The organism is Adhaeribacter terreus (assembly GCF_042657365.1).
Lineage (GTDB): Bacteria > Bacteroidota > Bacteroidia > Cytophagales > Hymenobacteraceae > Adhaeribacter_A > Adhaeribacter_A terreus.
Genome location: NZ_JBHSKT010000004.1, coordinates 195,681 through 220,986 on the forward strand (window position 1 = coordinate 195,681; position 25,306 = coordinate 220,986).

Consider the following 25,306-nt stretch of genomic DNA (forward strand, 5'->3'; position numbering starts at 1 on the left):
GCTGAGAATGACGCAATGTTTTTTTTACTCAAAATTTCCGAATTAAACCTTCCTTCACTTTGAACAAAGGCACCCTCTACCTCATCCCCACCGTTCTCGCCGAAGACACTGCTGCCGCTGTAATTCCGCCGCAGGTTATAAATACGGTAGCCAGCCTCGATTATTTCCTGGTAGAAAATGCGCGTACGGCCAGACGGTTTGTGAAAAGCATTTGCCAGGAAAAAGTGATCGAGCAATTGCAGTTTACGGTGGTAGATAAAGACACGCCGGCCGCCGAAGTGAAAAAAGCTTTGCAGCCCATTTTAGAAGGAAAAGATGGCGGCGTCATTTCCGAAGCGGGTTGTCCAGGCATTGCCGACCCGGGGGCGGAACTGGCGAAATATGCGCACCAGGCCGGCATAAAAGTAGTGCCCTTAGTTGGGCCTTCCGCAATTTTGCTGGCGCTCATGGGCTCCGGCTTCAACGGACAAAGTTTTGCGTTCCATGGCTATATTCCCATCGATAAAAAGCAGCGGTTTCAGGCCATCAGAAACTTAGAAGCCGAAATGCTGAAGCGCGATCAGACGCAAATTTTCATGGAAACGCCTTACCGCAACAACCAGCTTCTCTCCGATCTGATGAATACTTTAAGCCCCGGAACGCGTTTGTGCATTGCTGCCAACATTACTGGCAAAGACGAATTCCTGCAAACCAAAACGGTAGCGGAATGGAAGCAAAAACTACCCGACCTGCATAAAATTCCGGCGGTGTTTTTAATTTATAAAGGGGTTTGAAAAATTAACCATCCCCGAACCCCTCCTTGAAAAGGAGGGGAGCTGCTAAGTACCAAATTCATAGCGGCAGGGCTTTGTAGAAAGCAGCAGAACGCTATTCATTCTAGCACAAAAAGTCAAATGAAGCAGGCAAGCAAAAGCTCCCCTCCTTTTCAAGGAGGGGTTCAGGGGTGGTTGCTACGTTATCCGATAAAAACCTCTGGCCTTAATTTCTAAATTAATAAACACTATCCCTTTAGCCTGAAAAACTCAGAATTGCGGCCTGATAAGTTCCCTCGGCTAACGCTCGGGATGACCTTCAAATAAAAAAACAGCTGATTCAGGAAAGGGCTGGGTGGGGTTAAGACAGCCAGCTATAAACCGCCCAGGCAGACAAATACGCCAGACCCGTCATATACAGTGCCTGCAGAATCGGCCATTTCCAGCCTTTGGTTTCGCGATAAACTACAGCTATGGTGCTCATGCATTGCATAGCAAACGCGTAGAAGATCAACAATGAAAAACCACGGGCTGGATTGAAGAATGGTTGCCCTTTTTCATCTTTTTCCATGGCTAGTTTCTGCTGAATGGTGGCTTCTTCTTCGTCGGCGCCTACGCTGTAAATGGTAGCCATGGTGCCTACAAAAACTTCGCGGGCGGCAAAAGATGTAAGCAGGGCAATGCCGATTTTCCAGTCGTAGCCCATTGGCCGGATGGCTGGTTCTATGAAGTGACCGAAATGGCCGGCGTAGGAAGATTCGAGTTTAAGCGAGGCAATTTTGTTTTCCGTTTCGGCTTCCGATAAGTTCAGTTTCTGGGCTTCGGCTACGGCAGTTTTTTCGGCGTTTTCCATAGCGTTTCCAGGGCCGTAACTGGCTGCAACCCACAGAATAATGGAGATCGCCATGATTACTTTACCAGCTTCGAAAACGAAGGCTTTTACTTTCTCTACAATAGTTAAACCTACGTTTTTCCAACGCGGCATTTTGTAGGTCGGGAATTCCATGATGAAGAAACTCCGCTCTTTGGTTTTCAGGAAGAATTTCAGCGCCATGGCCGATAATAATGCCGCCACAAAACCAAGCAGGTACATTCCCATCAAGGCAATTCCCTGTAAATTCAGGAAACCGAGGTAATATTTTTCCGGAACGACTAAAGCAATAATTACGGTATAGATCGGAATGCGGGCGGAGCAACTCATGAGCGGCGTCACGAAAATGGTAATCATCCGGTCTTTCCAGTTGTCTATCGTGCGCGTACTCATAATGGCCGGAACCGCGCAAGCTGCACCTGAAATTAAAGGAACTACGCTTTTCCCGTTCAGCCCGAATTTGCGCATGATCTTGTCCATCATGAACGTGACGCGGGCCATGTAACCGGTTTCTTCCAGAATGGCAATGAAAGCAAACAAAATGGCAATCTGCGGAATAAAGATCAGAATCCCGCCGAGGCCGGCAATAATACCATCGGTTAACAGATCTACTAAAGGTCCGGAAAAGTGTTCGTGAATGAGGCCGTTCAAAGCTCCAACTCCACTGTCTATCAGGTCCATCGGGTAACTGGCCCAGGCGAAAATAGCCTGGAACATGAGGAACAGTACGGCAAAGAAGATCAGGTAACCGAAAACTTTGTGGGTTAAGATCTTATCTAATTTATTGCTGAATTTTTCGTTTGTTTCGGCTTTAATCACGCGGACCGAGTCGAGCAGCAGTTCGTTAATAACGGTGTAGCGCTCAATGGTTTCGGTGGCCTGCAGCGTGTTGGAATCAAACTTATTTTCCTTCAGCAGGTCTTCAATGTAGTTTTTATCGTCGTCGGTAAGGAAGCTTAGTTTTTTGTATTGATGCGCGTAATGCAGCGCCAGGTAATCGTTCTTGAGCTCGAAATAATATCGGATCTGGCGCACCAGCGTAAGTTGCGCTTCCGGAATTTTATAGAAAGACTGATTTACAGCCGCAAGCTCCTGCGAAGCCAGAATTTTTAACGCCGCAATGCCAATTCCTTTCCGGGCATTCATGGGAATAACCGGCACGCCCAGGTCTTGCTGTAGTTGCGGAACGTCGATTTTTACGCCGTGCGTTTCCGCTACGTCCATCATGTTCAGCGCCAGAACCAGCGGAATGCCTAGGTCGGAAAGCTGGGTGTAAAGCAGTAAGTTTCGTTTTAAGTTAGAGGCATCGGCGGTTACAATGATGAGATCCGGATAAAATTCCGATTTCTTATTGTAAAGCAGATCGATGATAACCGCTTCGTCCAGCGATTTCGGGTAAAGCGAATAGGTGCCGGGAAGGTCAATGATTTGCGCCTTAAGATTGGGCGTTAGCTGGCTGATGCCGGTCTTTTTATCGACGGTAACGCCGGGGAAATTACCAACTTTCTGGTTTAAACCGGTGAGTTGGTTAAACAAGGAGGTTTTGCCTGAATTAGGATTACCAATAAGCGCAATTTTAGCAATGCGCTCAGCTGAGGAGGTTTTTACACCCTGCTTTTCTTCCGGTGAAATAAGTACTTCAGGCATTGCTAAGCTTTCAGCAGAATAGTTTCTGCTTCGTCTAAACGTATGGAAAGCGTATAATCGTTCACTATAATCGTGATCGGGTCGCCAAGTGGTGCGCGGCTGTTCAGTTTTACCTGCGTACCCGGAATACAACCCATTTCGAGTAATTTCAAACCCATTTCCGGATCTTTCAGGCAGCAAATGGTACCTGTTTCCCCGATCTTTAAATCCCGAACGCTTTTTTCTTCTCTCTGCACAGCCGCTTATTCTTATTTAGACTCAGTATAAACAGTTGCAAGTTACGGCGGGTTTCCTTTTTTACCAAAAAACCCTACCGTTTTTTACAAAAAGTAATTAAAGCGGTAGGGTTTCAGTTCAAAAAAGTCAGCCAAGAAGCTTTGCACAATTATCTGCTGCTTTCAGCCAAAAAAATTTTATAAATATTCATTCGGTTTAGCTTTCTATTATTCCGGAGCAATTTCAGACGCGCTCAGAAAGTGATCACGAATTTGAATCGCAACCCTGAAAAATTCAACGATATTCAGTAAATCACAATTAATTCCCGAAAACAAGGCGTGCTTTTGCAAGCTTTTTGCCGACCAAAAAATAAACAAAGATTGAATAAGGTTATTTAAGATTATAACATTTTTCACAAAACTCATTAACCTTGTGATATGCTATTTTCACTAAAAAACCTTTAGAATTAGTTGCTTAGGTTTTGGTTTTTATTATAGAAACCTTAAATTGAGCGAACAATCATTCTTATCACTTTAATTTCTGGTTAAATGAAAAAACTTTTACCGCTATCACTTTTTCTGTGGATGTTGGTAGGAACCGCTTGGGGGCAAGCCTGTACTACTACCATTACAACATTTCCTTACTTCGAAGGATTTGAAGGAACAAATCACAACTGGACCACATCCGGAGCCAATAGCTCCTGGGCTTTAGGCACTCCTGCCAAAGCTATTATTACTGGTGCAGGCGGCGGCACAAAAGCCTGGGCTACTAACTTAACCGGTAACTACAACAACGCCGAAGATTCTTATGTAATTTCACCATGCTTTAACCTATCAGGCTTACTATTGCCGGTAGTTGAAATGAAGATCTGGTGGAACAGTGAAGCCAGCTGGGACGGAACGGTACTGCAATCTTCTATCGACAATGGCGCTACCTGGCAAGTGGTTGGTGCCTTTGGCGACCCGAATAACTGGTACACCGACAACTCGCTGGATAACCGCGTTGGCGGTCAGTCTATTGGTTGGGCTGGTGTTGGCCCAGGCATGTGGGTAACTGCAAAGCACGTTTTAACTGGTTTAGGTGGTCAGTCTAACGTTCGTTTGCGTTTTGCATTCGGTTCGGATGGCAGCGTAAACAGTTATGATGGTTTTGCTTTCGATAACTTCTCTATTTACAACACTCCGGCAAACGATGCTGGCGTTTCTGTGATCAACACACCAACTACGCCAATTACTCCGGGTGTTTCTACTCCGGTAACAGTAACGGTGAAAAACTACGGAACTTCTCCGCTGACTTCTGCTACAATTGGTTTCCGTGTAAATAACGGTCCGGTTACAACCATAGCGCATACGTTCACTACGCCACTGGCTCTGAACGCTTCTTCTGCTCCGATCAACATTGGCAGCCATACTTTCCCTGCCGGAACTTTTACCATTAAATCATGGACCCAATCTCCGAACGGCGTGACCGATGGTCTGATCTACAATGACACAACTACCGTTTCCGTTATTTCCTGTAACGCTTTAACCGGTACTTATACTATTAATAAAAATACTGCGGCAACCGCCACCAACTTCACCAGCTTTAGCTCTGCGGTTCAGGCAATCAGCAGCTGCGGCATTTCCGGACCGGTAGTATTTAACGTAGTTGCCGGCAGCGGCCCTTACAACGAAAAGATCTCGATCGGAAGCATTCCGAACACCAGCGCCACCAACACTGTTACTTTTAACGGTAATGGCAACATCCTTACCAGCGGTCTTGCCAGCACCGATGGCATGATCAAGCTGAGCGGTACTAAATACATGCGTTTCAACAACCTGATCCTTAACGCTGACCCTAACTCACTGAACGGTTCTGGTATCTATTTAACCAATGGTGCGCAGTTCAACAACTTTGTTGGCAATACTGTTTCCCTGAGCACTACTACTACCAGCACATCGTATGGTATCCAGTTAAACACCGGCGCGAACACCAACAACGTATTCCAGAACAACATTATTAAAGGTGGTTACTACGGTGTTTACAACTATGGTAGCTCAGCTACTCCGGTCAGCAACAACCAATACATAAACAACCAGATCAGAGACCCTTACTATTATGGTATGTATTTCTATTACGGTTCTAACAACCTGATAGAAGGTAACGACATCAGCCGCTCTACCCGTACCAATGGCAGCTATATGTATGGTATGTATTTCTCAACCGCTTCTACCGGAAACACCATCAGCAAGAACCGCATCCACAATACACATGATGTAGCAAGCGCGCAGACTGGATACGTATATGGTATTTATATTTCAGCCGGTTCTAGTGTAGGCTCTGAGAACGTTGTGAAAAACAATGCGATCTACAACATTGTACCAGACCAGGGCGCTGCTTACGCATTTTACAATAGCGGCGGTAACGGCACTCACTACATCCATAATACAGTAGCATTGTATAACCCGCAATATACTGGTTCCGGTACCCTATATGGTATGTACTTCGGTTCGGCTTCTACCAACGTGAAGTTCATCAACAACAACGTGACCATCAATGCTGGTACTACCGGCAACAAATATGGTATCTATTTAGCTTCCTCTACTATTTCCCTGGTAAGCAATGGCAACAACCTGCATGTAGTTGGTGGCAACGTAGGTTATCATTCATCAGCAAAAGCTACTTTAGCTGACTGGAAAACCGCTAACAACAATGCTTACGATCAGGCGAGTGTTTCTGCCGATCCGTTATTCATTAACCTGGCTAACGGCAACCTGCGCCCTAACTCTGTAGCTATTGATAACGCTGGTATCAGCGGACAAGGTGTGGCAGATGATATTTTAGGCGCCGTTCGCAGCACTACTACTCCAGACCCAGGGGCTTACGAATTCACCGTACCACCTAATGATGTTGCTGTAATTGCTGTTTCTGGTCCGGTATCTGGCTGCGGTCAGACTTCACAGGAAACCGTTACTGTTACTATTAAGAACTTCGGCTCGAACACCCAAACTTCTATTCCGGTTTCTTATAAAGTAAACGGCACTACAATTGGCACAGGCACCTGGACCGGTACCCTGCCTCCGAACGGAAGCGCTACGCACACCTTTACTACTAAAGCCAACTTAGCAGCCCGCGGTACTTACGACATTGAAGGATCCACAAACCTGAGTACTGATACTGATCCGACCAACAACGCAACTACTTTAACTGTAGCTAACGCATTATTGCCTAGCATGCCGGTTACGCTGGACTTTGAAACTCCGCTGGGTGGCCTGGATGCAACTGTAGTAGTTACGAACAAATACTCTATGGTAACAGAGGCAGCTGCAGCAAGCAAAGGCACTGGTTCTACCAAAGGTATGATCATGGAAGGCATTGATAACTCAAGCTGGGAAGTTCCAGTTGGTATCACTGACCCTTGGACCAGCAACCCTGATTTCTACTCTGCTATCAGAATGTGTTTAGATGCAACAGCTAGTGGTAATGACTCGATCGTTATGACTTTCGACCTGAAGCAGCTTTTCAAAACCACTCATTACAACACCAACTTCCGCGTTACAGTTAACGGCAAACAAGTTCCGGTTTATGAGAATGGCAAACTGAAAAACACGCTGAACCCTCCTTTCGGTGGTTACGATTCATTAGGTGCACAGTGGAAATCTATCAGAGTAGACCTGACTCCGTACAAAAATACCGGCGTGATCCAGATCGGCTTCGGTAGCAGCGTACGCGAAGGCTATCAGAACGGTACTGGTACTGCTAACCTGATCGACAATATCAGAATCCGTACTGTAGCAGGCCCAACTGGCGTAAAAGAGAACATTCTGCAAAGCAATGTAGTAGTATTCCCGAACCCGTCTAACGGCCTGTTTAACTTGAAAGTACCAACTACTACCCGCAATTATTCAGTAGAAGTGATGGACCTGACCGGTAAACTGGTAAAACAGCAAACCGTAACCAACAACGCTGGTACTACCCAATTAAACCTGAACGGTACAGCCAAAGGTATCTACATCCTGAAGATCGCTTCTGAAGGAAATGTAGCAACCCGCAAACTGATTGTAGAATAAAAACGCTATCGTTTCAGATGCTAAAACTCAAAAAGCCCCGAAAATACTTCGGGGCTTTTTTTTATTTCTACCTGGCTCAAAAACGGTAGGATTTTGAGAGTAAAAAGTCTTTAGCAGCCCAAAACGCTATGCTTTTGCCGGCCAAAAGTAACACCAGAACTTACTCCGAATATGAACTTGGCTGGCACCATTAATAAAGAAAAACTGAAGAAAATCTGACTCAAACTAACTACGCTGTTTCAATAAAAAATCATAGCTTTTATCAATAATTTACCAAAAGTATCAGAATATCAATCTGTTGCACTTCACCAATCACTACAACATGTTAACTAAAAACCCGGCCCGACTAACATATAATTTTTGGTTTTAAACAAAAATAAATTATAAACTTTAGGCTTTAACGCCTCATAATCTTAATCTTCAACCCACCTAAACTCTCTCATTTATGCGGTTAAAACTAACTCCTTTATTATTCCTAATCTTAAGCGTATGGGGGTATTTTATTACCCCAGCTTCGCATGCTCAGGGTTTACCCGAGCTCATGTATTACAAGTTCGACACTCCCGGAACTACAACTCAGAACTTTGCAAGTACGCCGGCAGGAACCAATCCAGCCCCTCTAACAGGTGCAACTATTGGCGGAACTGGTCAGTACGGTACGGCATTAGTCGGAAACGGGGGCACTACGGCTTCTAACTCCGTAAATACCGGCTGGGCGCCAAACCTGGGAGCAGGCAGCTGGACCATTTCTATGTGGTTACACAACATTCCCTCTTCTACTACGCTTCAATATTTCTTTGGCGACGTGAACACCTCCAGCCTGCGGGCATTTACAGGAGGTGTAGCCGGCGCAGGAGGAATCAGACTGGTAGGCGGCGGCATTACAGCTATGGATATGGCAAATGTAATTGGCACCAACCCGGTAGTTATTCATTATGTTCATGATGCTACGGCCGGCAACATTAAAGCCTACGTTAACGGCGTCCTGAACAGTACTTCTACCCAAACTGCTGTGAATTTTAGCGGTGCAGGCCCGTTTTATGTGGGCGGTTATCCAAGCAACAATGGTTTACCAACCGGTGGCTTATTAGACGAATTCAGACTTTATAACCGAGCACTTACTGCAGCTGAAATTGCCACTACCTGGAACGTTATGTTGCCTTATATGCCATCTCCGAATGATGGAGGCGTTACTGCTCTTAATGCACCAGTAAGCCCAACGGCTCCAGGTTCTCAACCTATTCAGGTTACCATTAAAAATTATGGTACAGCTCCTTTAACCAGTGCACAGATCGGCTGGAAAGTAGGTACTACCACCGGCACCCCTTACGCCTGGACAGGAAACCTTGCTCCTAATGCCAGCAGCTCCCCTATTACCATCGGCACTCACAATTTTACCAATGGAACGCATGCCGTTAAAACCTGGACCAACTTGCCAAACGGCCTGACGGATGGCAATCATTTTAACGATACGCTTACAACCACCATCATTGCCTGCAACGCCCTGACCGGTACTTATACTATAAACCAGAATGCACCTGCTACGGCTACCAACTTCACGAGCTTTGCTTCAGCATTACAAGGTTTGAACAGCTGCGGTATTTCTGGCCCAGTAGTATTCAACGTAGTTAGTGGTACAGGCCCTTACAATGAACAGATCAATCTCGGTGAAATTAATGGGGTAAACGCTACCAACACCGTTACTTTTAATGGCAATGGCAATACCATTACGGCCAACCCAACCGGCAACCTGGGCGCTATTACCCTGGATGGCGCTGATTTTGTAAAGTTCGATAACCTGGTGATCACGTTAGATTCTACTGCAACTGCGGGCTGGGGTGTTCAGTTCTTAAATGCAGCTGATAACAACACGATCTCGAACTGCACCATTAACCTACCAACCAACTCTACCAGCACCAACTTTATTGGTATTGGCACCGGCATCACGTATTCTACTTACGGCAACCATACCAACAACTCCAAGATCCAGAACAACACCATTAACGGAGGCTACTATGGTATCCGGATGAACGGTACTTCAACCTCGGCAACTTCGGCTGGTAACCAGATCACTGGTAACCAGATAAAAGATGCTTACTACTATGGTATTTATCTGTACTACACCGGTACCATGCTGGTTGAAGGCAACGATATCAGCCGCTTAGGCCGTAACGATGGAACAACCTTCTACTGTTTGTATAACGGTTATTCTCAGAGCAACACCATCAGCAAAAACCGCATTCACGGTATTGGCGGCTCAACGATCTATGGTATCTACAACTATTACGGAGATTCCCCGGCCGGTGCTGAAGCTGTTATCAAAAACAATGTGCTTTACGACTTCAACAACACCGGTACTACGTATGCTTTATACAGTGCCAGCGCTGATGGTACTTATTTCTTCCACAATACCGTTGACCTGAGAAATACGGTTAATACCGGAACGGTTTACGGTTTCTACCAGACCACGGCAGCTACCAACATGAAGTTCCAGAACAACATCATCTCAATTGATGGCGGGGTTTCAGGAACCAAATATGCGGTTTATTACGGCGTTACAACTTCTGCCATCACCAGCAACAACAACGACCTGTATGCTACCAACGGTACAAATGTAGGTTATTATTCAGGTGCAAAAGCAACCTTAGCTGATTGGCAGACTGCAAGCTCTCAGGATGCAAACTCCGTTTCTGTTGATCCAATGTTTACAAACCTGACAACCGGTGACCTGAAACCAACCAACTCTACTGTAAACGGTATTGGCACAGCCTTAACTCCGGCCGTAACCGACGATATTACCGGCGCTACCCGCAGCACTAGCAATCCGGACCCGGGCGCTCATGAGTTTACTCCTGCTGCCAACGATGCCGGCATTATTGCTATAATTACACCAACGTCGCCGGTACAGCCGGGCGTTAACCAGCCAATTCAGGTTACCATTAAGAACTTTGGCATGAACGTGCTGACCAGCGCTACAATTACAGCGAACATTACCGGTTCAGCTACCCAAACCGTTACTTTTAACTGGACCGGCAGCCTTGTAAACAATGCAACTGCAAATGTTACTATTGGTAACTATTCTTTCGCTACTGGTAGTTATATTTTAGACGTTTGTGCATCTAACCCGAACAACGCTACCGACGGAAACCCAGGCAACGATTGCTTTGCGACTCCGGTAATTTCCTGCTCCGCTCTGGCCGGAAACTATACAATTAACAAAAACAACCCTACAGGGGGTACCAACTTCCAGAGCCTTGCAGATGCAGTTGCCAGGGTAACAAGCTGCGGCGTTAGCGGCCCGGTTACTTTTACAGTAGCTCCTAATTCAGGTCCGTACAATGAGCAAATGATCATTGGTGCAATAAGCGGCGTTAACGCTACCAATACCGTTACTTTTGAAGGCAGCGGCAATACCATTTCGGCCAACCCAACCGGCGGCAACCTGGGTGCTGTAACCTTCGATGGTGGTACGTATGTAAAAGTTAACAACTTCGTGATAACCCTGGATGCAGCAGCAACTGCGGGTTGGGGTGTTCAGTTCTTGAATGCAGCGGACAACAACACGATCTCGAACTGCACCATTAACATGCCAACCAACTCTACCAGCACCAACTTTATTGGTATTGGCACCGGCATCACGTATTCTACTTACGGCAACCATACCAACAACTCCAAGATCCAGAACAACACCATTAACGGAGGTTACTATGGTATCCGGATGAACGGCACTTCAACCTCGGCAACTTCGGCTGGCAACCAGATCACTGGTAACCAGATAAAAGATGCTTACTACTATGGTATTTATCTGTACTACACCGGTACCATGCTGGTTGAAGGCAACGATATCAGCCGCTTAGGCCGTAACGATGGAACAACCTTCTACTGTTTGTATAACGGTTATTCTCAGAGCAACACCATCAGCAAAAACCGCATTCACGGCATTGGTGGCTCAACGATCTATGGTATCTACAACTATTACGGAGATTCCCCGGCCGGTGCTGAAGCCGTTATCAAAAACAATGTGCTTTACGACTTCAACAACACCGGTACTACGTATGCTTTATACAGTGCCAGCGCTGATGGTACTTACTTCTTCCACAATACTGTTGACCTGAGAAATACAGTTAATACCGGAACGGTTTACGGTTTCTACCAGACCACGGCAGCTACCAACATGAAGTTCCAGAACAACATCATTTCGATCGATGGCGGGGTTTCAGGAACCAAGTATGCGGTTTATTACGGCGTTACAACTTCTGCCATCACCAGCAACAACAACGATCTGTATGCTACCAACGGTGCAAACGTAGGTTATTATTCAGGTGCGAAAGCAACCTTATCCGATTGGCAGACTGCAAGCTCGCAGGATGCAAACTCTATTTCGGCTGACCCTATTTTCTCTAGCCCAGCCACCGGCGATCTGCAGCCTACATCAGTTGCTGTAAATAATATTGGCACACCACTCGCAAGCGTTACAGACGATATTCTGGGCAACCCACGCAGCACCACTGCGCCGGATTTAGGGGCTTATGAATTTACCCTTAACCCGAACAACGTAGGCATTATCGCTATAACCGGACCAGTATCCGGCTGCGGTCTGACTGCTCAGGAAACCATTACCGTAACCATTAAAAATTATGGCACGAATACGCAAACCAGCATTCTGGTAATGTATTCTATTAATAATGGCACACCTGTAAGCCAAACCTATTCAGGCACATTGGCTCCAAATGCTACCGATACGCTTGTATTCACGCAAACAGCTAATCTGGCTACTGCCGGCCCATATACCATTGTTGCCGCCACCCAATTCCCGGGAGATGCTGACCCGACTAATGATGCTGACACGTTAATGGTAGCAAATTCTCTGATGCCAGCCGGCCCGGTTAACATCAATTTTGAAGTGCCTGCTTCCGGGTTAAATGCTATGCGCGTGGTAACCAATGCCAGATCTAATATTAAAGAAAGCACTGCCGCAGCTACCGGAACCGGTTCTACCAAAGGCATGATCATGGATGGAGTAATTAATACAGCCTGGGTAGTACCAAGTGGCACCATAGCTCCATGGACAAGCAATCCGGATCATTTCTCGGCTACTTACCTGTGCTTTACGCCACTAGCCGGCCAACCAAATGATACCCTTTTCCTGGAATTTGATCTGAAGCAGCTCTATAAAACTACCCATTACAACACCAACTTCCGGGTAACTGTAAATGGCCAACAGATCGGCGGCACTTACAACCCTCCGTTTGGTGGTTATGGCTCCGCCGGTGCACCATGGACCCATGTGAAACTGGACATTTCTTCGTTCCTGGGCAACCCAACCATTGAAATTGGCCTGGAAAGCAGCGTAAAAGAAGAATATGCCAACGGAAACGGCACAGCCAACCTGATCGACAATATCATGGTGCAGCGGATCGCTGGCCCAACCGGTATAAAAGAGAACATCCTGCAAAGCAATGTAGTGGTATTCCCGAACCCGTCTAACGGCCTGTTCAACCTGAAAGTACCAACTACAACCAGAAATTACTCAGTAGAAGTAATGGACCTGACCGGCAAACTGGTAAAACAGCAAACCGTAACCAACAACTCCGGAACTACCCAATTAAACTTGAATGGTACAGCTAAAGGTATCTACATCCTGAAGATTGCTTCTGAAGGAAATGTGGCTACCCGCAAACTGATCGTAGAATAAAAACGCTATCGTTTTTGCTTAAAAAAGTCACGCTGGGTATCCGGCGGGACTTTTTTTGTTTATAACCGAAAGAAAAACGGTATGCTTTTAGCCTGAAAAACTGCTGTTCGCCATCAAGGTCCTTCGCTATGGCTCAGGATGACAGGGCGTAAAAAAAGCTATGCTTACAGCCGTAAAAAGTAAAACGCTATGGTTTATAAAGTAAAAAGCGACTTCTGAAACGGTAGGGCTTTTCAGCAAAAAACGCCTTCCCGGCTAGTAATATTTAAGTCATCCAGAAAATTCACGTGTTTATTATTCAATCCTCACCACCTTCTAAACACAGCACTTCACCCGAATAAAAAACACGTTCACCCAACCTCAAAATCCCTTTGTAATCAGCAAAAATCTCAGCCTGATAAGTATAAATAAAAGCAAAATAATTTGCACTCCAAAGCAAAAAACGGCTTTAATTTAACGAAAACACTCACTATTAATGAGTTATATTTCAAATTCCGGATAAAAAATGGTAACTTAAGGCGCAAAACTATTTTATCATTACTTAACATTTATTACATGCAAAAACCTTTTCCCCTCATCCTTTTATGCATCTTACTTCTCTTTGCCGGGAGCATTAATGCGCAGATACCTGTGCAGATCGGTACCGGCACATCATCGCCGGCCAGTACGCTTTATGGACCCGTTTATCGTTTCTCAAGTACCTCTGCTACCAATGGCGCGCGGGTAAACATGCTTTGGACAGCCGCAGAAATGGCAACAGCCGGCATTCCGGCAGGTTCATTAATTACCGGAGTTCAGTTCAATAAAACCAATACTGCCAATTTCAGCAATACTGTACCTTTTAAAATGCTGGTTGCCAATACCAGCCACACCACTTTAAGCACTGCCGATACCTGGGCCAGCGTTTTAAGCAGCCATACGCAGGTAATAAACAGCACGAATTTTAACTTACCTGCTACAACCGGCTGGGTATCTTTTAATTTCAGCGCGCCCTTCACCTACACCGGCGGCGCATTCGAAATTGCCACAGAGCATGATATTACAGGCATGACCCAGCCGCGCTCAACAGACGCTATTAAATGGGAATTTACTTCGGGACACAGCAATAAAATTGCAGGTGTTGCCACGCCTACCGGCGCCACTCTGAACGGAAACGTTTCCGGTTACAAAGAGCGTCCAAACATCAAGATCTTATATATTCCGGCTACTCCGTGCGTTGCTCCTCCAACTCCCGGCACTGCAACGGCAAGTGTTGCAAACATTTGTCCTAATATTAATTTCACCCTGGGCGTTTCCGGAAATTCTTTTGGTCTGGGCCAGACTTACCAGTGGGAAAAATCGCCAACCGGAGCAGCTCCCTGGACGCCAATAGGAACTTCTTCTAATGGTTCTTCATTAACCACTTCACAAACTGCAACAAACTTCTACCGCCTGGCTGTAACCTGCAGCGGACAAACTGCTTATTCAAACAGCGTGCAGGTTACTACCAATGCTACACCACTGTCCGGCACTTATACGATAGATAAAAACAGCGCTCCTTCAGCCACGAACTTCCAGAGTTTCCAGGCCCTGACCACTGAATTGGATTGCCGCGGTATGTCTGCCGCGATAACGGTTAACGTAGTAGCAGGCTCAGGCCCTTACAACGGACAAATTACACTTGCCAACATTACCGGCTTAAACGCTACAAATACCCTCACTTTTAATGGTAACGGCAACAAGATCGCGTTTGCTCCTACTTCAGCAAACCGCGCAGTAGTGCAGCTGGACGGCGTGGATTACGTTACGTTCAATAACTTCAAGATAGATGCTACTGATGCTACCTATGGCTGGGGCTTTCATTTACTGAACGGCGCCGATCACAACACGATCAGCAATAATACTATTACCATTGCCTCTACAAGCGCTACAGAAGCAAGCACGGGCGGTATTATCTTCTCAAACTCTGCTACATCAGTAACATCTGCAGGAAACACGGGCAACAACAACGTGATCTCTGGCAATACCATTATCGGCGGTTACAAAGGCATTCATTTGAACAGCGTAGTTACCACAGCCAGCAATAACCAGATCATAAACAACACCATTAAAGATTTTTATGCCGATGGTATTGTTGTGAATGCAGCAAAAGGCACGCTAATAGAAGGCAACGATATCAGCCGTCCTACCCGCGCCACAACTACTACATTTACCGGAATTGAGCTTAATGGCAACACCCAGCTAACTACTGTAAGCAAAAACCGCATTCATAACGCTGCCGGCGGCGATCTTAGCCCAATATCAGCCAGCTACGGTATTCACTCTACCTCTGCCGATGCTCCGGTTGGTTCTGAAAACATTATCAAGAACAACCTGATCTATGACATGAATTCTACCGGTATTATCTATGGCTTATACAATACCGGCTCCAATGGTTCGCATTATTACCACAACACCGTAAACCTGGATAATACCAGCAACACCGGTTCGGTACGCGGTTTTTATCAGACCACGCTTGCAAGCAATATCCGGATTATCAACAACGTGTTCAGCGTAAATGCTGGTACCACCGGCGCCAAATATGCGTTGTATTTCAATACAGCTACTTCAAGCATTACCAGCAACAACAACGTGCTTTATATTGCGCCGGGCGCAAGCAACGCACACGTGGGCTACTATTCTGGTAATAAAACTACTTTAGCTAATTGGAAAACTGCTAACAATAATGCTTACGACCAGGCCAGTATTTCCGCAGACCCGGTATTTATAGATGCAGCCGTTGGCAATCTTCGTCCGAATTCCGCCACCCTTGATAACACCGGCCAGGCTTTAGCCGCCGTTACCACCGACATTAACGGTGCAACTCGCAGCACAACTACTCCAGACCCAGGCGCTTATGAATTTACCATACCGGCCAACGATGTAGCTGTTACCAATATCTCAGGCCCGGTTTCCGGCTGCCACCTTACTGCTGCCGAAGCTATTACCATTACCTTACGCAACTTCGGTTCTGCTACCCAAACCAGCATTCCGGTAAGTTACAAAGTGAATGGTACTACTATTGGCACCGGAACCTGGTCTGGCACCCTGGCTCCGAATGCTTCGGCAACTTTCCTTTTCACCCAAACTGCAAACCTGGCAGCCAGCGGTGCTTACGTAATTACGGCACAAGCTAGCCTGACTACCGATGCAAACGCGGCAAACGATACCCTTTCAGCAACTATTGGCAATTCTTTATTAACAAACACGCCAATTGTTTTCGATTTTGAAACGGCAGCAACCGGCCTTGGTGCGCTACGGGCTATTACAAACAGCAATTCTAATATTATAGAAAGTGCGGCCGCAAGCCACGGCACAAGCTCTACCAATGGCATGATCATGGATGGCGCCAGCAGTACGCAGTGGTCAACTCCGGCTGGTACGGTAAACCCGTGGACCAATAATCCGAACCATTTCTCGGCTGTTTATTTCTGCTTTACTCCGAACACCGCTCCGCAGGATACACTTTTCCTGAGCTTCAACCTGAAACAGCTTTACAAAGACACGCATCTGAATACCAATTTCCGGGTAACGGTAAACGGGAAGCAGGAAGGACCGACTTACAACCCTCCTTTTGGCGGCTACGATTCTTTGGGTGCGCAATGGGATACGATCCGGATCAACCTGGAGCAATATAAAACCCGCGGCAATATTGAGATCGGTCTGGAAAGCAGCGTAAAAGAAGAATATGCCAATGGAAATGGTACTGCTAACCTGATCGACAACATCGAGATCTTTACAGTGGCAGGCCCAACTGGTGTAAAAGAGAACATGCTGCAAAGCAACGTAGTAGTGTTCCCGAACCCGTCTAACGGCTTGTTCAACGTGAAAGTGCCTACTTCTACCCGCAACTACTCCGTAGAAGTGATGGACCTGACGGGCAAAGTGGTAAAACAGCAAACGGTAATCAACAACGCAGGTACCACCCAATTAAACCTGAACGGTACAGCTAAAGGTATCTACATCCTCAAGATCGCTTCTGAAGGAAATGTAGCAACCCGCAAACTGATCGTAGAATAATAAAAACGCTATCGGTTTAGCACTAAAAAGTCCCGCCGGGTTCCTGGCGGGACTTTTTAGCTTTCTGTTAAAGGTTAAAGTTGAAAACGGTATGGTTTGGAGAATGAAAAGTGATTGCTCAAAAACGCTATGATTCAGGAAGCAAAAACTCAAAACCAAAAACCTACTCCGAATAAAAAACCCGCTTCACCCTTGGGCTTACATTTGTCAATAACTCATACGGAATGGTTTTGATCTTTTCTGCCAGTTTAGTGATCGGTAATTCCTGCCCGAACACAACTACTTCATCGCCTTCGGAAACCTGCAGACCGGTAACGTTTACCATGCACATATCCATGCATATATTCCCGATTATAGGTGCAGCCTGTCCGTTTATCAGCACTTCGCCGGCACCGTTGCCAAATCTTCGGTCGAAGCCGTCGGCGTAACCAATGGCCAGGGTAGCAATTTCAAGATCGGTTTCTGCCAGGCCGCGGCGACTATAACCAACCGTATCGCCCTGCTGAATGTGTTTGATCTGGGAAATGGTGGTTTTGAGCGTTCCTACATTTTGCAAAGCATCTTGCTCGGTGCCGGTAGCTTCCACGCCATAAAGCCCGATACCAAGCCGGACCATATCCAGTTGATGCTCCGGGAAGCGTACAATGCCCGCCGAATTAAGAATGTGCTTGATAACGGAATAACCGATCTTCGCCTCGATCTCTGAAGCCATGTTCCGGAAACCGGAAATTTGCTGCTTCGAAAAATCGTTATGCAGGGCTTCGTCGGCACCGGCTAAATGGCTGAACATGCTGGCTACTTTTACCCGCGGCTCGGTTTGCAGCAAACTGAATAATTCCTCAAAATCCGCCTGGGTAAAACCTAAGCGGTGCATACCGGTATCGAGCTTTAAATGAATATGATAAGCGGGTGCAGCATCGGCATGGATATAGGTTAAAAAACTACGTAGCTGGCTCAAGGAATAAATTTCCGGCTCTAAATGGTAACGCAAAAGCTGCGCAAAACTATCCGGCGAAGGATTCATGACCATAATAGGCAAACTGATGCCACTTTCGCGCAAAGAAACGCCTTCATCGGTATAGGCAACGGCTAAATAATCTACCCTATGAAACTGCAGGATATTGGCAATTTCGTAGCTGCCGCTACCGTAAGCAAACGCTTTTACCATTACCATAATTTTGGTTTCGGGCTGCAGTTTGCTGCGGTAGAAATTCAGGTTATGTACCAGCGCATTCAGGTTCACTTCCAGCACCGTGCCGTGCACTTTTTTACCGAAAACCGCTACGATCTTTTCAAATTCAAAAATCCGCGCGCCTTTCAGCAAAATGGTTTCGTCGTGAAAACTATCAGGTTGAAAATGCTGCAGAAAATCGGTAGTGCTTTCGTAAAATTCAGCTTTCATACCAAACTTCAGCCGGTGCCGGCCAATTACTTTTCCAATCCCAATTAACCGGTCTACGCTACGGTTTTTTAAAGCTGCAGCCACTTCCGCATAAAGCGTTTCTTCGTTTAACCCAGATTCTAAAAGATCGGAAAGAATTACCGTTTTTTGCTGATTCCGCTTCTGGTGCACAAGCAGATCCAAAGCCGTAGAAAGGCCGGCCAGATCGTTATTGTAAGTATCGTCTATCAGGTAGCAGTTATTTATAGCTTCCTTCATTTCGAGGCGCATGGCTACCGGGAGCAGTTTATCGAAGCGCTGCTGCATAATTTCGGGCTCCATTTCACGCCAGACTAAAACCGCCAGACAATGCAGCATGTTCTGCACCGAAGCCGGATCTATAAACGGAATGGAAATCTGCGCTTCTTTTCCGGCATACTTATAAACAACATTGGTTTTAGCGCCGGAAACTTGTTGCGAAAGGATCTGCAGATCGGCATCTTCCTGATGGCCCCAGGTAAAGCTTTTAATTTCCTGCCGTTTTACGGCGGCATCCAAAAGCGCGTCATCAGAAGAATAGAAAAGCAGTTTTACACCCTTAAACAATAGCAATTTCTCTTCGATCTTATGAACCGAATTCTGAAAACCTTCGTCGTGCGCCGTGCCGATATTCGTAAAAATCCCCAAGGTCGGACGGATGATCGCGGCGAGCTTTTCCATCTCTTCAGGTTTAGAAATACCGGCTTCAAAAATACCGAACGTATGATTTGCGTTGATCTGCCAAACCGAAAGCGGCACCCCGATCTGCGAATTATAACTGCGCGGACTTTTCACCACTTTTTCATCGGGACTGAGCAGTTGCGCGAGCCATTCTTTCACAATGGTTTTGCCGTTGCTGCCCGTTATGGCCATTACCGGCAACAGAAATTCGCCCCGATGATAAGCCGCAATTGCCTGCAAAGCGGCTAAACTGCTTTCAACCTGTAAAAAGTTTGCTCCCGGGAAACTGTATTTAAAACCTTCTTCAGATTTTACACCGGGAATCTCGTCAACCTGTTCTACCACAAATTGCCGTACGCCGCGCGCATATAAAGCATTTACGTAATCGTGGCCATCGTTAAAAGCACCTTTTATGGCGAAAAATAACGTACTGGTTGGCTGGGCAAGTTTGCGGCTATCAGTGAGTAAATGCCGCACCGGCAGATCCTGCACAAATTGCAAAACCGAACCATGCGTAATAGAAGCGAGCTGCGAAAAAGTAAGCATACAATTCAAGAAAAACAGATTGCACAAAGATACAAAACGCAGACCGGCCGAAATATTTTATTAAAGCAATTTCAGAACGCAAAAAAATAGCCCCGATGCAATTTCAGGGCTATTTCATTAGTTAAATTTCGGTTCTATTTCTGAATAACAAGCCGGCGGGTTTCCACCATTTTATCGCGGTTCCATAAAGTATAGAAATAAACGCCGCCAGCCATGCCAGAAAGATCGATCTCGGTTGCTTTAACGGCTTTAAATTCTGAGCTGTTAATAGTTTTTACGGTCTTTCCGATAGCGTTTGTAAGGCGTATTTCATAATCATCGGCATCGGCGAGGTTCAATTCCAGTTTTACTTTATTTTGCGCCGGGTTCGGGTAAAAGTTCAGCATACTTTTATGCATCAGATCTTCTTTGGTTCCGGTTGGCGCCGCTAAAATAGTAATACTTCCAGACATTGACTGCCCGTGAATAGTGCAGTGATACGGATATGTACCGGCCATATTAAAGGTGTGAGAAAAGGTAGGGTTGCCGGAAGTAGAAGATGCTTCGGTCCAGGCCTGTGGCGAACTATCGGAGTGAATATTGTGCGTACCAGATTCCCATTGCCAGGTAACCATTTCGCCGGCATTTATAGTAACCTGCTGCGGCGCGAACGAATTTGAACCACCAGGACCAACGGTAACCGTAGCATTAGCGGCCTGCAGCTCTGCTTTGCCCATGATCAAAACCGAAAGGCACAAAAAAGTAAAGAGTTTTTTCATAGAATTTAAGCAATTAATGGTTGAAGTTTTTTTTGTATTATCCTACGAAAGGTAAACAATTGGGAATTACAATTTCCTCTGCGGACAGGCAGTTTATAAGCGAACGGGAATTATTTACGGTTGAAACGGAAAGCGCAGCACCTGAACCGGAAAATTGTAAAATGGTATGTGAAAAAAAGAAACTATTCGGGCGCAAGAACTATTAGTTAAGCAGCGTAGTATGTGGTACTTTTGCAGGCCTTTTTCCTACCGTTTCTATAACATTGAAAACAAACAAATATTACGCGGCAGCCATTGCGGCTTTCGTGATCTGGGGCTTTATTCCGTTCCCGCTTCGCGCCCTCACCCAATATCCCAGCGGACAAATTCTTTATTTCAGAATCCTGATCTCGGTTTTCATTTTATTGTTGCTGATATTTACCGTAAAACGAAAAGAAGCCCAAACTACCTGGCGCTTTTATAAAAACAGCTCCGGCCCTGAAAAACGCAAAATGCTGTTGCTCACGCTGGCCGGCGGCGCATTGCTTACGCTCAACTGGCTGCTGTTCATTTACGTGATCAACCACATTTCCATTCAAACGGCGTCGTTTTCGTATTTGCTGTGCCCTATTCTTACGGCAGTGCTGGGTTTTCTAATTCTGAAAGAACCGCTTCGCAAAAACCAGTGGGCGGCAATTGGACTAAGTTTGCTGAGTTGCGGTTTAATTGGCGTGGCTTCGTTTACTAACCTGGTTTTCAGTTTGCTCATTGCGGCGAGTTATGCCTTTTACCTCATCTCGCAGCGCGTACTCAAAGACCACGATAAAATTGTATTACTCACGCTGCAGCTCATCCTGGGCTTTATCATCATCGCGCCGTTTTACAATTACCTCCGCGAAAACGCTGCTGCAATTCCGGAACTACAATTTTTCGGACCGGTACTTATTTTAAGCGTAGTATTTACCGTTTTGCCGCTTTTCCTGAATTTATTTGCCTTGCAGGAACTAAGATCCGGCACCATCGGCATTCTGATGTACCTCAACCCGATCATCAACTTTATGCTGGCCTTCCTTTATTTTGGAGAAGAAACTACCGTACAGCAAGGCCTGGCTTACGCGCTGATTTTCCTCTCTATTATATTATACAATCTGAAGCCCCGGCATAAAAAAACGGCCAGCTTTTCCTGATATCTTTGGAAAAAGTGGCCGCCCAAATGGTAGGGTTAAAGGTAGAAAAAGTGCTGGTGTAATAGAAAAACGCTATGCTTTCAGCGTGAAAAACTGGTTGTGTTCTGTCAAGCTGCATGGCGAATATTTTTTATCCAGTAACCGATCGTTTTTACAGATTTTACCGGGAGTTTGGTGGTAGCCTGCATTGCTGCCTGTTCGTTATTTTCAGTTGCATGTGCAGCGTTTTCGTGCATTAAAGTGGCCATTGCCACGGTACGCCAGCTTCGGAAGGTTAAGGAAAATGCCATTTTGTTTCAGGTTCGTTAGGTGAATTTCTTTTTTCAGACTTAACGCCCCGACACTCTAAAAGTTGGCTAAAATAGCTCCTGTGGCGGTTTTCCGAATTTCTTCCTGCTAAAATGCTATGCTTTTCCGCTTAAAAACCAAAGCCGACCCTGAAACCGGTGCGCACTTTTTGGCCTTCCTGAAAACCGGTATAGAAATCGGCGCGCAGAATTTTAAAGATGTGCTCCAGGCCAACACCCAGCTCTACATAGTTTTTCGATTCGCGCGTATGCAGGTAATTTACATTTACCACTTCCTGCAATTTTCCTTTTCTTATAAAAGGCAGCTTATTCAGAATAAACCCGTTGAAATGATGGCTGAAATGTCCTTCGAAATACGTGTGTTTGGTGCTGTATAAATAATAGTCTAACAGTTGAAAGCCGCCAAAACCGCCGGCGTAAATGGTGCGATTACCCGAGAAATGCCGGTAATCCATCAGCCACATTTTTCGCGAATTCAGAAACGTACCGCCGGTAAACCAATACTGCGAACTGCCCAGCAAACCCAGATCCACGTTATCGCTCACCAAAGCCGCCACCCGGTCAAAATCTACATCGGAGCCAAAAATATTTTTGAAGCCTTTGGTATAAGCCACCGCAAAAGTCGGGTATTTGGAAGCCAGGTTTATTTTATGATCCGGACGGCTGATGTATTGCTGCCCCGGCCGCCACGTTAATTGCATACTAGCCGTAAAAGCCTGATTTCTTCCAAAAGCTGCATCGGGCAATTCTGCCACAACGGGCAAATTCGGCGTAAAATTGCGGCTCTCGCGATCGCTGAACGTATAATCGATGGTATTAAATAGTTCGTGCCGGTCGGCAAATTCGGCGACTGCCGTTATATTCAACCCGTTTACGATCTCCGACTTTTCTTCCAGTTTTACATAGCGTTTTTCGTAGAGCTTCAAATAATTGCGTTCGGCCAGTAATGTATAAACCGAATTCCAGAACGTAGTGATCGGGTTATTGCTGTTGAACTGGCTCACAAACCTGCCGCCTTCCGCCGTAAACGTGCCGTTTTTGAGCGGTTTATAATACCAGGTCGTTTTCAGGCTGGCATAAAATCTTTCGCTGCTGAAACCATAACGAAACATGGGCGCCACTTCAAAATAACGGCGGTCTTCGTAACTTTTGCGGTACATAAAGCCCGGATTCAGCACCAGGCCTTCCACGGTATTAAACTGCAGAAACGAGTTATATTCCAGCGGCGCAATCAGCGGATCGGTACTGAAAGATTGCCTGGAAAAAGAATGGTAATACCGGTAACCGCCGAAAAACAAACTAGAAAAGCTGAATTTATTCCGCACCGCATCTACCGAATCTTTATAAGGCTTCGATTCTACAATCGCTACTAAACTATCTTTGGTTTTGTAGTCCGAAATTTCTTCCTGCGTAAGCGGAATCGGCCGAATTTCTTCCCAGTAAACACTGTCTTTTTTATTGGCTTCTTCGGCTACCGAAAGTATCTCGTTATTAAAATGCTTCTTATCGAAAAGCTGTTCCGGTTCGGTTCTTTGCTTCGTTTTGCGCGCTACTTTTTTGCTGGTTTTCCCTACCGTTTTCGGTTCTTCCGCAGCAGTTTTTCCCTCCGAAATCCTAGCGTTTTCTGAATTATTTAACGCATTGGCCGCCAGCACATAACCGGCCGGTTGCGCCTGGTATTGTGAATAGATCACGTTTACGTAACCGTTGCCTTTAAAACCCAGACCCGAAAATTGCAGCGTCAGTTTTTTCGAGATCGGCAGCCACACCCCCGAATTTCCGATGGGTGCAAAAACCTGCTTCATGTGCGCCGAATCTAAAAACTCGAGCTGGGTATTTTTACTGAGCCCAAGGTCCACACTATGCAAACGCCATTCGTCGTCCACCAGATAAATGTAGCCTTTAAAAGCAGGATCGTTTTTGCGCAGCGGCGTTACTTTTATTTTATGTATGAAGCGCCCTTTTTCTTCGGAAGTACCAATAAGCTGATACTTATAAAACAGGAACGCATTGGCAGCTATGGGCGAAACAAAACCGCGCGGCGTAAGCCCTTCTACTTTTATCAGGTTCTGGTAAAAATCGAACTCAAAATCGGTTGCCTGGTTGAAACTAATAGTTTTGTTGCTACCGCTCATTTTAGAAGAAAGCAGTTTTTCGCGGTATTTATCCGGCTGCTTAAAACTCAACTCCGAAACCGATTCCGAGAGATAAATAATACCCGGTTTTACATCGGTAACTTTCACCAGGCCCAGCACTTTTTTCGGCACTTCGGTCAGGCGCTGCAGATTTTTTATATACACCCGGCATTTATAAGCTTCGGTTTCTTTCAGGTGATATTTACGTTTACCCATTGCCGCTTTGATCATGGCATAAGCCGGATCTTTGGCGCCAGCTTTTATCACCACTTCCTGCAGGTTCAAAGCTTCGGGTTGCAAACTTACATTGCGCTCCATCATACTTTCCCCGATCACGATCTGCTGCACTTCGGGCTTATAACCAATAAACTGGAAAACGATCTCGTAAGTACCCGGCGCTAATTTGAATTGATAGAAACCCTGTTCGTTGGCCGTAGTGCCGTTGGAAGTGTTGCGCACGTAAATATTGGCAAACGGGAGCGGTTCGCCCTTTTCATTGGTAATGCGCCCCTGCAATACGCCCGCTATTGCTGAAAACTGGAGCAGCAAAAACCACATCAGAAAGACCAATTTTATACGCTTCATAAATTTTTTATTCCTGATTGATGATCTCTGTGAACTTAAACAAATTTTATTGAGTTAGCGCATTGCAAAAACATGAAATATGATTTTAATGAAATACCCAGAAGTAGGTATTGCGGGAAACAATATAACTATTCTTGTATTTATTTTTAAAAATCAGGCTAACCTTTTTTAGGAAATGCGTATTAACCCATACAAAATAATTATGTTAACGTTTTTCACCAAGTTACTCACAGAATGTTAGTGACAAATAGTAATGTTTTCACAGAATACATAATTTTTCAAACGTAATTAGATTTTTTCAATTTATTTTCAGAGTGAAACATTGGATAGAATTTTTTTAGTAGTAACTTTGCAAAGAATTAAAAACTAGAACTTTACTTAATTACAGCACAATTTAGGAATGGACTATTTTAAGCAGTGTTCTTTAAAAAATCATTCT

General features: G+C 45.6%; 11 protein-coding genes. 5 read left to right on the forward strand and 6 right to left on the reverse strand.

Features of this window, described 5'->3' with window-relative positions; translation table 11 throughout:
- The first annotated feature begins 59 nt into the window (after positions 1-59).
- A complete protein-coding gene (locus ACFPIB_RS08445) occupies positions 60-773 on the forward strand; it encodes an SAM-dependent methyltransferase (RefSeq protein ID WP_378016999.1) in 714 nt (237 codons plus the stop codon).
- Between the two features lie 340 nt (positions 774-1,113).
- On the opposite strand, the gene feoB is transcribed toward ACFPIB_RS08445, so the two are convergent.
- Positions 1,114-3,270 carry a ferrous iron transport protein B gene (feoB, locus tag ACFPIB_RS08450; protein ID WP_378017000.1) on the reverse strand — a complete coding sequence of 719 codons (2,157 nt, stop codon included), beginning with the start codon at positions 3,268-3,270 and terminating at the stop codon, positions 1,114-1,116.
- A gap of 2 nt (positions 3,271-3,272) precedes the next feature.
- Positions 3,273-3,506 carry a FeoA family protein gene (locus ACFPIB_RS08455; RefSeq protein ID WP_378017001.1) on the reverse strand — a complete coding sequence of 78 codons (234 nt, stop codon included), beginning with the start codon at positions 3,504-3,506 and terminating at the stop codon, positions 3,273-3,275.
- A 528-nt stretch (positions 3,507-4,034) separates the two neighbouring features.
- Here ACFPIB_RS08455 and ACFPIB_RS08460 point away from each other — a divergent pair.
- From ACFPIB_RS08460 to ACFPIB_RS08470, 3 genes are all read left to right on the forward strand, one after another.
- The gene (locus tag ACFPIB_RS08460; RefSeq protein ID WP_378017002.1) at positions 4,035-7,535 is read left to right on the forward strand and encodes a T9SS type A sorting domain-containing protein; all 3,501 of its coding nucleotides are present in this window, start codon (positions 4,035-4,037) and stop codon (positions 7,533-7,535) included.
- A 445-nt stretch (positions 7,536-7,980) separates the two neighbouring features.
- Positions 7,981-13,230 (forward strand): T9SS type A sorting domain-containing protein, encoded by a 5,250-nt coding sequence (locus ACFPIB_RS08465; RefSeq protein ID WP_378017003.1) that lies wholly within the window; start codon positions 7,981-7,983, stop codon positions 13,228-13,230.
- Positions 13,231-13,785: 555 nt separating this feature from the next.
- Entirely contained in the window at positions 13,786-17,268 is a 3,483-nt protein-coding gene (locus ACFPIB_RS08470; protein ID WP_378017004.1) for a T9SS type A sorting domain-containing protein, read from the forward strand.
- Between the two features lie 163 nt (positions 17,269-17,431).
- On the opposite strand, the gene ACFPIB_RS08475 is transcribed toward ACFPIB_RS08470, so the two are convergent.
- Positions 17,432-19,915 (reverse strand): bifunctional UDP-N-acetylmuramoyl-tripeptide:D-alanyl-D-alanine ligase/alanine racemase, encoded by a 2,484-nt coding sequence (locus ACFPIB_RS08475; RefSeq protein ID WP_378017005.1) that lies wholly within the window; start codon positions 19,913-19,915, stop codon positions 17,432-17,434.
- Between the two features lie 134 nt (positions 19,916-20,049).
- Complete coding sequence (locus tag ACFPIB_RS08480) at positions 20,050-20,673, reverse strand: T9SS type A sorting domain-containing protein (protein WP_378017006.1); 624 nt, start codon at positions 20,671-20,673, stop codon at positions 20,050-20,052.
- A 263-nt stretch (positions 20,674-20,936) separates the two neighbouring features.
- Between ACFPIB_RS08480 and ACFPIB_RS08485 the strand changes: the two genes are divergently transcribed.
- A complete protein-coding gene (locus ACFPIB_RS08485; protein WP_378017007.1) occupies positions 20,937-21,839 on the forward strand; it encodes an EamA family transporter in 903 nt (300 codons plus the stop codon).
- A gap of 107 nt (positions 21,840-21,946) precedes the next feature.
- On the opposite strand, the gene ACFPIB_RS08490 is transcribed toward ACFPIB_RS08485, so the two are convergent.
- Entirely contained in the window at positions 21,947-22,129 is a 183-nt protein-coding gene (locus tag ACFPIB_RS08490) for a hypothetical protein (RefSeq protein WP_378017008.1), read from the reverse strand.
- 128 nt (positions 22,130-22,257) lie between these two features.
- A complete protein-coding gene (locus ACFPIB_RS08495; RefSeq protein ID WP_378017009.1) occupies positions 22,258-24,867 on the reverse strand; it encodes a DUF5686 and carboxypeptidase regulatory-like domain-containing protein in 2,610 nt (869 codons plus the stop codon).
- Between the last annotated feature and the right edge of the window lie 439 nt (positions 24,868-25,306).